11 protein-coding genes are annotated in these 7,593 nt (G+C 51.0%); all 11 read right to left on the bottom strand.

What is annotated here, in order from left to right:
- Positions 1-12: 12 nt before the first annotated feature.
- Positions 13-369: a ribosome silencing factor gene (gene rsfS / locus L5656_RS03465; RefSeq protein WP_297199104.1), complete on the bottom strand. Its 357-nt coding sequence runs from the start codon at positions 367-369 to the stop codon at positions 13-15.
- 52 nt (positions 370-421) lie between these two features.
- Complete coding sequence (gene yqeK, locus L5656_RS03470; RefSeq protein ID WP_297199071.1) at positions 422-994, bottom strand: bis(5'-nucleosyl)-tetraphosphatase (symmetrical) YqeK; 573 nt, start codon at positions 992-994, stop codon at positions 422-424.
- Positions 991-1,581, bottom strand: coding sequence for a nicotinate-nucleotide adenylyltransferase (nadD, locus tag L5656_RS03475; RefSeq protein WP_428849295.1), 591 nt, complete (start codon positions 1,579-1,581; stop codon positions 991-993). Before nadD ends, yqeK begins: the two co-directional genes overlap by 4 nt.
- A gap of 91 nt (positions 1,582-1,672) precedes the next feature.
- On the bottom strand, positions 1,673-2,929 hold the full coding sequence (locus tag L5656_RS03480) for a glutamate-5-semialdehyde dehydrogenase (RefSeq protein ID WP_297199077.1): 1,257 nt from the start codon (positions 2,927-2,929) through the stop codon (positions 1,673-1,675).
- 17 nt (positions 2,930-2,946) lie between these two features.
- Positions 2,947-4,083 (bottom strand): glutamate 5-kinase, encoded by a 1,137-nt coding sequence (gene proB, locus L5656_RS03485; protein WP_297199080.1) that lies wholly within the window; start codon positions 4,081-4,083, stop codon positions 2,947-2,949.
- 15 nt (positions 4,084-4,098) lie between these two features.
- Positions 4,099-5,370, bottom strand: a complete 1,272-nt coding sequence (gene obgE / locus L5656_RS03490) for a GTPase ObgE (RefSeq protein ID WP_297199083.1) — start codon at positions 5,368-5,370, stop codon at positions 4,099-4,101.
- A gap of 9 nt (positions 5,371-5,379) precedes the next feature.
- Positions 5,380-5,937 (bottom strand): Spo0B domain-containing protein, encoded by a 558-nt coding sequence (locus L5656_RS03495; protein WP_297199086.1) that lies wholly within the window; start codon positions 5,935-5,937, stop codon positions 5,380-5,382.
- Between the two features lie 81 nt (positions 5,938-6,018).
- Entirely contained in the window at positions 6,019-6,291 is a 273-nt protein-coding gene (rpmA, locus tag L5656_RS03500; RefSeq protein ID WP_366017828.1) for a 50S ribosomal protein L27, read from the bottom strand.
- Positions 6,288-6,635, bottom strand: a complete 348-nt coding sequence (locus tag L5656_RS03505; RefSeq protein WP_297199092.1) for a ribosomal-processing cysteine protease Prp — start codon at positions 6,633-6,635, stop codon at positions 6,288-6,290. Before L5656_RS03505 ends, rpmA begins: the two co-directional genes overlap by 4 nt.
- Position 6,636: 1 nt before the next feature.
- Positions 6,637-6,951 (bottom strand): 50S ribosomal protein L21, encoded by a 315-nt coding sequence (rplU, locus tag L5656_RS03510; RefSeq protein ID WP_297199095.1) that lies wholly within the window; start codon positions 6,949-6,951, stop codon positions 6,637-6,639.
- 148 nt (positions 6,952-7,099) lie between these two features.
- Positions 7,100-7,593 (bottom strand): TIGR03936 family radical SAM-associated protein (locus L5656_RS03515; RefSeq protein ID WP_297199098.1); only part of this gene is annotated, 494 nt, incomplete at its 5' end.

Raw genomic sequence — 7,593 nt, forward strand, 5'->3', positions numbered from 1 at the left:
CTCCCTCCAAAGCTACGCTTCAGCAAAGGCTTTTTCTTCTACCACCTCAGCATCCCCCCAAAGGCGTTCCAGGTCGTAAAACTTGCGCTCTTCCTCCATAAATACGTGTACCACTACGGCCCCAAAGTCTAGGAGGATCCAACGGGCAGAATCAAAACCTTCCCTCCGTAAAAGCTTTTCTCCTAAAGCCGTAACCTTATCCTCCACTTCTCGAGCAATAGCCTGGACCTGGGGGACGGAAGTGCCATGGGTTATAACGAAGTAATCAGCTATTAGGGAAATTTTACGTATGTCTAATATAACAACCTGTTGTCCCTTTTTATCACGGGCGGCTTGAGCGGCTACCCGGGCCACCCGCAATGGATCCACCAAGCAGCCTAAACCCCCTTAGAATTAAAATTATCCTCCAACCTTCCCGGATTTAACTATTATCTCTCTTCATTAAAAGACAATTCCTCGCTTCCACTGTAGCCGGGTGCAGTAGCTGGCCTCTTGCAAGCACGTAGGATATGCTGCTCTCCAACGCCTTTAACAGTGCCTTATCCAGGTCTTCTTCCGCTAAACGCCGGAGAACATCCACCCCCGGATAAACCCGGCCAGGCTCCAAAGCATCCGCTAGATAGATTATTTTATCCAGGAGGGTCATATCAGGTGCCCCTACCGTGTGGCGGCTAATGGCTTGCAAAATCTCTCCATCATTTACGTTTAAGTCTTTCTGTACCAGGTAGGCTCCCACCGGCCCATGTAAGAGTAAAGGTAGCTTTCTCTCTACTTCGCAGGATATCAAGCCGGCCTCTTCCGCCAGGGTTAATAGCTCTCCCTCCGGTAAATCCCTGGCATAATCGTGCAATAAACCCGCAAGTCTAGCTTTATTAACCTCTATGTTATATTTTAAAGCCAATTGTGCCGCGTAAGAAGCAACTCCCCGGCTGTGTCGGTAACGTAAAGGGGAAAGCTTCCTGGCCAGAAGTTTGTCATAATCATTTTCTTTCATTTTCGGTATAACCCTTGCTCCCTTATATATTCTTCGACCGGTTCCGGTAGAAGGTATTTAATGCTTTTTCCTTCCCTTACACGCCGTCTGATATCTGTGGAAGAAATGGCCAAAGCCGGTACTTCTAAAAGATAAATGCGGCCTTCTGCTCCCTGCGGCAGGCAAGGTTTGACTTCTTCTAGCCTAGCCAAAGGGAAGCCAGGTCGCGTGGCGGCAATAAAGCAACACGTATCTAAAAGTATATCTACATCCTTCCAATGCAGAATTTCTAAGATAGCATCGGCTCCGGTTATAAAATAGATTTCAGGCTCAGGCCCCCATAGCCTACGGTACTCTTTTACCGTGTCCACTGTATAAGAAAGGCCTGGACGGTCTATTTCTATCCGCGATACCTCAAAGTATGGATTGCTGGCAGTAGCCAGCACGGTCATTTGATAACGGTGTTCCGCTGCTGTAACCTCATAATCCTTTTTATGGGGCGGGTGCCCCGAAGGAATAAAAATTACTTTATCCAGGTTAAACTCGCAGCGGGCCACTTCAGCCGTGACTAAATGGCCATAGTGAATAGGGTCAAACGTCCCGCCCATCAAGCCGACCCGCCTAAAATCGGTCTCTCCTAAATACATATCATCCTCCACGGGGCCCTTAATTCCGGTGAATTCAAGAGTATTTTAGCAATTACTGCCGGATCTGTCCACTGCCGAACACTATATACTTGAAAGTCGTCAACTGTTCAGGGCCCATGGGGCCCCGGGCATGAAGTTTTTGGGTACTAATACCGATTTCAGCACCGAATCCGTACTGGAAGCCATCGGTAAAACGCGTAGAAGCATTAACATATACGGCCGCTGCATCTACCCGCTTAAGGAACTCCCAGGCTCTTGTATAATTAGTGGTGACAATGGCTTCCGAGTGCTTGGTACCGTACTTCCCTATATGCTCTATAGCCTCCTCAAAACTGTTTACTACTTTTACCGCCAGGATGAGGTCCAGGTATTCTGTTGCCCAATCCTCTTCCGTCGCCTCCCGGGCGAAGGGCACTAAAGTGCGTGTATACTCGCAGCCCCTGAGCTCTACCCCCAAATCCCGCAACTTCTCCGCCACCACGGGTAGAAAGGCCGGAGCTATATCTTTGTGCACAAGCAGGGTCTCCATGGCATTACATACACCTGGCCGCTGGGTCTTAGCATTAACCACGATCTTTTCGGCCATCTCAAGGTCTGCCTCAGCATCTACGTAGACGTGACAGTTACCTACGCCCGTTTCAATAACCGGTACAGTGGCATTTTCAACCACCGTCCGGATAAGCCCTGCTCCTCCCCTGGGTATGAGTACATCGATGTATTCATTAAGTTTTAACATTACATATACAGCCTCACGGTCGGTAGTATCTACCAACTGGATGGCGCCCTCCGGGATACCTTGGGAGGTTGCAGCTTCGCTTATAATTCTGGTAATGGCCCGGTTGGAATTAATAGCCTCCGAACCGCCCCGTAAGATAACAGCATTGCCCGTTTTTAAACACAAACCTGCTGCATCCACCGTAACATTGGGCCTGGCCTCATAAATTATGCCTACTACACCCAAAGGTACCCGCATCCGCCCAATTCTAAGACCGTTGGGCCGGGTCCACATGGATGTTATCTCTCCAACGGGGTCGGGAAGGCTGACTAAGGCCTCCAAACCCTGGGCCATCTCCTCGATACGTTTTTCGTTAAGGAGTAAACGGTCGAGTAAAGCGCGAGATAGTCCTTGGGCCTGTCCGGCTTCCATATCTTTAGCATTTGCCTCCAGGATTTCAGGGGCCCTTTCCCTCAAAGCATGGGCCATGGCCTTAAGGGCCTTGTCTTTTACTTCTGTGCTTAAGGTGGCGAGTTCTGCCGCGGCCGCTTTAGCCCGCCGGGCCAAGGCCACAACCTCGTCCCGTACGCTCATCCTTTGGCACCTCCGTTTTATCCTAATATAATCAAATTATCCCTGTGAACTACTTCATCGTAATCCTTATAACCTAAAACAAAGGTGATTTCACTGGTCTTTTTCCCTTGAATACGCCTTATCTCCTCTGCAGAGTAATTAGCTATTCCCCGGGCGATCTCCTGCCCTTTAGGGCCTATTATGCTCACCAGGCTCCCCTGTTCAAACTCACCCTCCACGCCTACAATACCGCTGGGTAGCAGGCTTTTCCCGTTCCTGACAAGAGCTCGCTCCGCTCCGGCGTCCACCAGGATCTTACCCTGAACCGCCGGGCCGTAGGCCAGCCAGCGTTTACGGGCCTGGGCCCGGTGTTCCCGAGGCAGAAAGAGCGTACCTACCTCTTCACCCCGCAGGATAGCAGCCAGGTTCCCCGGCAAAAGGCCGCTGGCAATAACCACGGGTATACCAAAGCTGGTGGCCAGGCGGGCCGCCTGGATTTTGGTAACCATACCCCCTGTGGACCAGGTAGAACCCGAACCTCCTGCCAGGGCCTCTATTTCCGGTGTAATCTCTTCCACTACAGGGATAAGTTTTGCCTCAGAACAGGTTTGGGGATCTGAGGTGTACAAGCCTTCGCTGTCAGTCAATAAAATAAGTACGTCCGCATCCACCAGTCCAGCTACTAAAGCTGATAAAGTATCATTATCCCCTACTCGAATCTCTTCCACTGCCACTGTATCATTTTCATTTATGATAGGTAACACACCAAAACGTAAAAGGGTACTTAAGGTATGGCGGGCATTAAGGTAGCGGCGCCGGTCAGCCAGATCATCCCGGGTAAGAAGGACCTGCGCTACAATTATTCCGTATTCAGCAAAAAGTTTTTCGTACATGTGCATGAGAATACCTTGGCCTACAGCGGCCGCCGCTTGCTTTTCAGGTAGTGTCCGGGGTTTCTCTTTGAGCCCTAGGCGCCCCATTCCGGCCCCCACGGCTCCAGAGGTGACCAAGATCACCTGCCGGCCCGCATTAACCTGATCGGCCAGCTCCCGTACTACCCTTTCTAAGCGTTCGAGGTTAAGTTTGCCAGTGGGATGCGTAAGAGTGCTGGTACCTACCTTCACCACCAACCGGTGGCTATTTTTTAACCCCTGCCGGTATTCGCTTGCATTCAACGGAGCTCCCCTACCTTATCCTGCCTGGAACTCGAACTCTTGCTCACCAATGCGCACGATATCCCCCGGCCGGGCTCCGGCACGCCGTAAGGCTTCTTCTACTCCTGTGCGCTTTAAAAAACGTTGGAGCCTGCGCACAGCCGCCTCATTATTAAAATCCGTCATGGCCACCCGACGCTCTATCTCCGTCCCGGTAACAAGGAACACATTTCCTTGCCGGACTACACTCACGGGCGCCTTCCTCACGTGGACTTCTTCATATTCTTCTTCAAAAGTTATAGGTTCGCTTTCCGGCAAACCGGCCAGAAGCTCGGCTAAATGCCAGAGAAGGGGTTCTAAACCCTCGCCTTTTAAAGCCGAAATAGGAAAAATCCGGTAGGATGCCCCAAGGTTGGCCTTCACAAACTCTACATTTTCTTCCCCGCCTGGAAGATCTATTTTGTTTGCAGCGATAACCTGAGGGCGCTCTAAAAGTTTGGGACTGTAATGGTTTAGCTCTTCGTTCACAATTTTAAAGTTACGCAGTACTTCCTCACCTGTAAGCATTCCTACTTCTAGCACGTGCACTAAAATCCGCGTTCTCTCTATGTGCCGCAAAAATTTAAGACCCAAGCCCGCCCCCCGGTGGGCCCCCTCAATGAGGCCGGGGATATCCGCTACCACAAAGGAATGTTCCTCATCCAAACGAACTACACCTAAATTGGGGGTTAAAGTAGTAAAAGGATAATCAGCGATCTTGGGCCTGGCTGCTGAAATCCGCGAAAGCAGAGTGGACTTCCCCGCGTTAGGCAATCCTATTAGGCCTACATCGGCCAGCAACTTTAGCTCCAATAGAAGCCAGCGTTCTTCTCCGGGCTCACCTTTTTCAGCAAAGGTGGGGGCTTGGTCCCAAGGTGTAGCAAAGCGCGCATTGCCCCTCCCCCCGCGCCCGCCGGCCGCTACCACCACGCGCTGCCCGGGATATATTAGATCTGCTATCACCTTGTTAGTCTCCGCATCCTTCACCACGGTACCCACGGGGACCCGCAAAATTAAGTCAGGGGCGCTCCGTCCATGTTTATTTTTACCTTGCCCGTGCTCGCCCCTTTCAGCGCGGTAGTGGGTCCGGTAGTGGAAGTCTACCAGGGTCCTAAGTCCAGGATCGGCTTCCAAAATTACGCTACCACCCCGACCGCCATCACCACCGCTAGGTCCACCCCGGGGTACATATTTCTCCCGGCGAAAGGCTACTGCTCCGTTACCGCCGTCACCGCCACGGACGTAGATTTTAGCCTCGTCATAAAACACAAAAGACCGCTACTCCTTTCGCGGCAACCACAAGCTAAACTCCAGGGGGTAAAGAGACCAAGAGAAAGGCACCCGGCATTCTTTAGCCTTTTCTTCTAATTGGGCCAGAGACAGAGCCAAATCTCCGTCCTCAAAATGGTCCGCCCCAGTATTAAAATGCCAGCAATACCCTTCGTCCGTCTCACTAATCGTTAAAAATAATTCCCTATCCTCAGGTTTTCTCCCTAGTGCCGCAAGGGCCAGGTCCCACGCGCGTTCCAGAAGTTCAGCCGCCACCTCACCAGGTAAAAGCAGGTTGTCCATTTCTGTTTCCATCTTTACCTCCACTGCCACCTGGTACCGGGCAGCCTCCTCTAGCTTCAACTGGCACTGAAAGGCTATTTCTGGTGGCTTAAGACGCATAAGCCTTCCGTTCTTCTCTATTTTGGTCGCTACTTCTTTAGTATACATTAAAGCCCGCTCAGGTTTACCCAGTTGCAGGAATCCCAAAATGACCTGCAGGTGATTTAAGAAATCGTGCTTTTGCCCCCGCAACAACCTCAAAAAGTCTGCCGGCCCGTTGCCCATTTTCCCACCCCAGGTCTCCCGTGGGCTCGGTATTTATTAACCCCTGGAGATATCCAGGGGTTTTATTTTAAGATTTAAGATCTAACACGCCGCATAAACGCTGACTTGTTTCTTATCCCGGCCTTTTCTTTCAAACTTCACATACCCATCAATAAGGGCGTACAAGGTGTCATCCTTACCTATTCCAACGTTGCGCCCTGGGTGTATCTTGGTGCCGCGCTGGCGGACAAGGATATTGCCCGCGTAAACGAACTGTCCGTCATACCGCTTAACCCCCAGGCGCTTAGATTCGCTATCCCGGCCATTCCGAGAACTTCCCACACCCTTTTTGTGGGCGAATAGCTGCAGATCTATTCTCCGCATCCGTTCCACCTCCTTATCTCGATTTTAATATAAGGTGAGTAACTCTCCTTTATAGCCTGTAGGCCTAACCTCAAAGTACCTAAAATGGCTCCTGCCCGCTCCCGATCCCGAGGAGAAAGATCCGGAGCCAACTGGCAGCGCAGCCTCCCTTTCCGCATCTCCACTGCCGGCTTCCTGCTTAAAAACTCCTCCAATCCCAAAACAGTAGCTTGAGCCAAAGCCGACACAGCCGCACATACGATGTCCCGCCCACGGGGGGCATAGCCCGCATGGCCGGAAATTTCAAAACCCACTACAGATCCTTCCCTATCCAGCCAGAGGGTTGCGTGGATCATCCTACCCTCGCTCTATTTTTTCAATGCGCAGGGCAGTAAACAGTTGCCTGTGCCCCTGCTTACGCCGGTAATTTTTTTTGGGCTTATACTTAAAGACGATTATTTTTTCTCCTTTCCCTTGCGCCTCTACCTTGCCTATGACCTTTACCTCAGGAAGATAGGGCTTACCCACCCTTAACCCTTCTTCATCTTTTAAAGCTAGCACTTTATCTAAGACTACGGTTTCCCCTACTTCTGCAGGTAGCTTTTCAACCCGCAGTAGATCTCCTTCCTTTACGCGGTATTGCTTCCCCCCAGTTTCAATTATAGCATACATACAAATTCCTCCCAAAACTGAAACTAAAATCCTTGTAGCCTGAACTCAGGTTTTCCGCCCTTGCAGTGTATCATAAGCAGTAAATACCTGTCAAGCTTCCGGCGTTCACTTCAGAAAAGCGTCAAACTAAAGCGCTGCCTAGCTAAGCCTAGTCCAGGGGAATAAGTCCCTCCGGACCGCAGCTTAAGTAGAGGGCCGTTCGGCGTATGCTTTTTATACTCAGGGAAGGATCTAGGGCCTGTACTACTTCTTCAGGCCGCACGCTACCTTCAGGGGTTAAGGATAATAGCATCTTTAAAGTAGCCTCCCCCTTCAACTCAAGCTGATATAAGCCGGGCCGTATATTGATCTTCCGGCAACCCTCCTTACCCTTACGTGACACCCAAATTTCCTCCTGGGCGAAAAGTCTCTGTATGGCCTCTTTAATCTGGGTCGACTCTAAGCCCTCGACTTCTACCTGATAGGCTGCGCACCGTACTTGGGCCGCAACTGGCGGATGATCAGGAGGGATCTCCCAGGCAGCCAATACTTTAAGCCCAGGGGGAAGTTCCCGGGCTAAGGCCTCTAATACTTGGCCTGGGGCTTGTGGTTCCTTTAATTCTAAGTCCACATATTCAGCTTCGCTCTCTGCACCTACTGCTA

Source organism: Thermanaeromonas sp. (assembly GCF_021890735.1).
Classification (GTDB): domain Bacteria; phylum Bacillota; class DSM-521; order Neomoorellales; family Neomoorellaceae; genus Thermanaeromonas.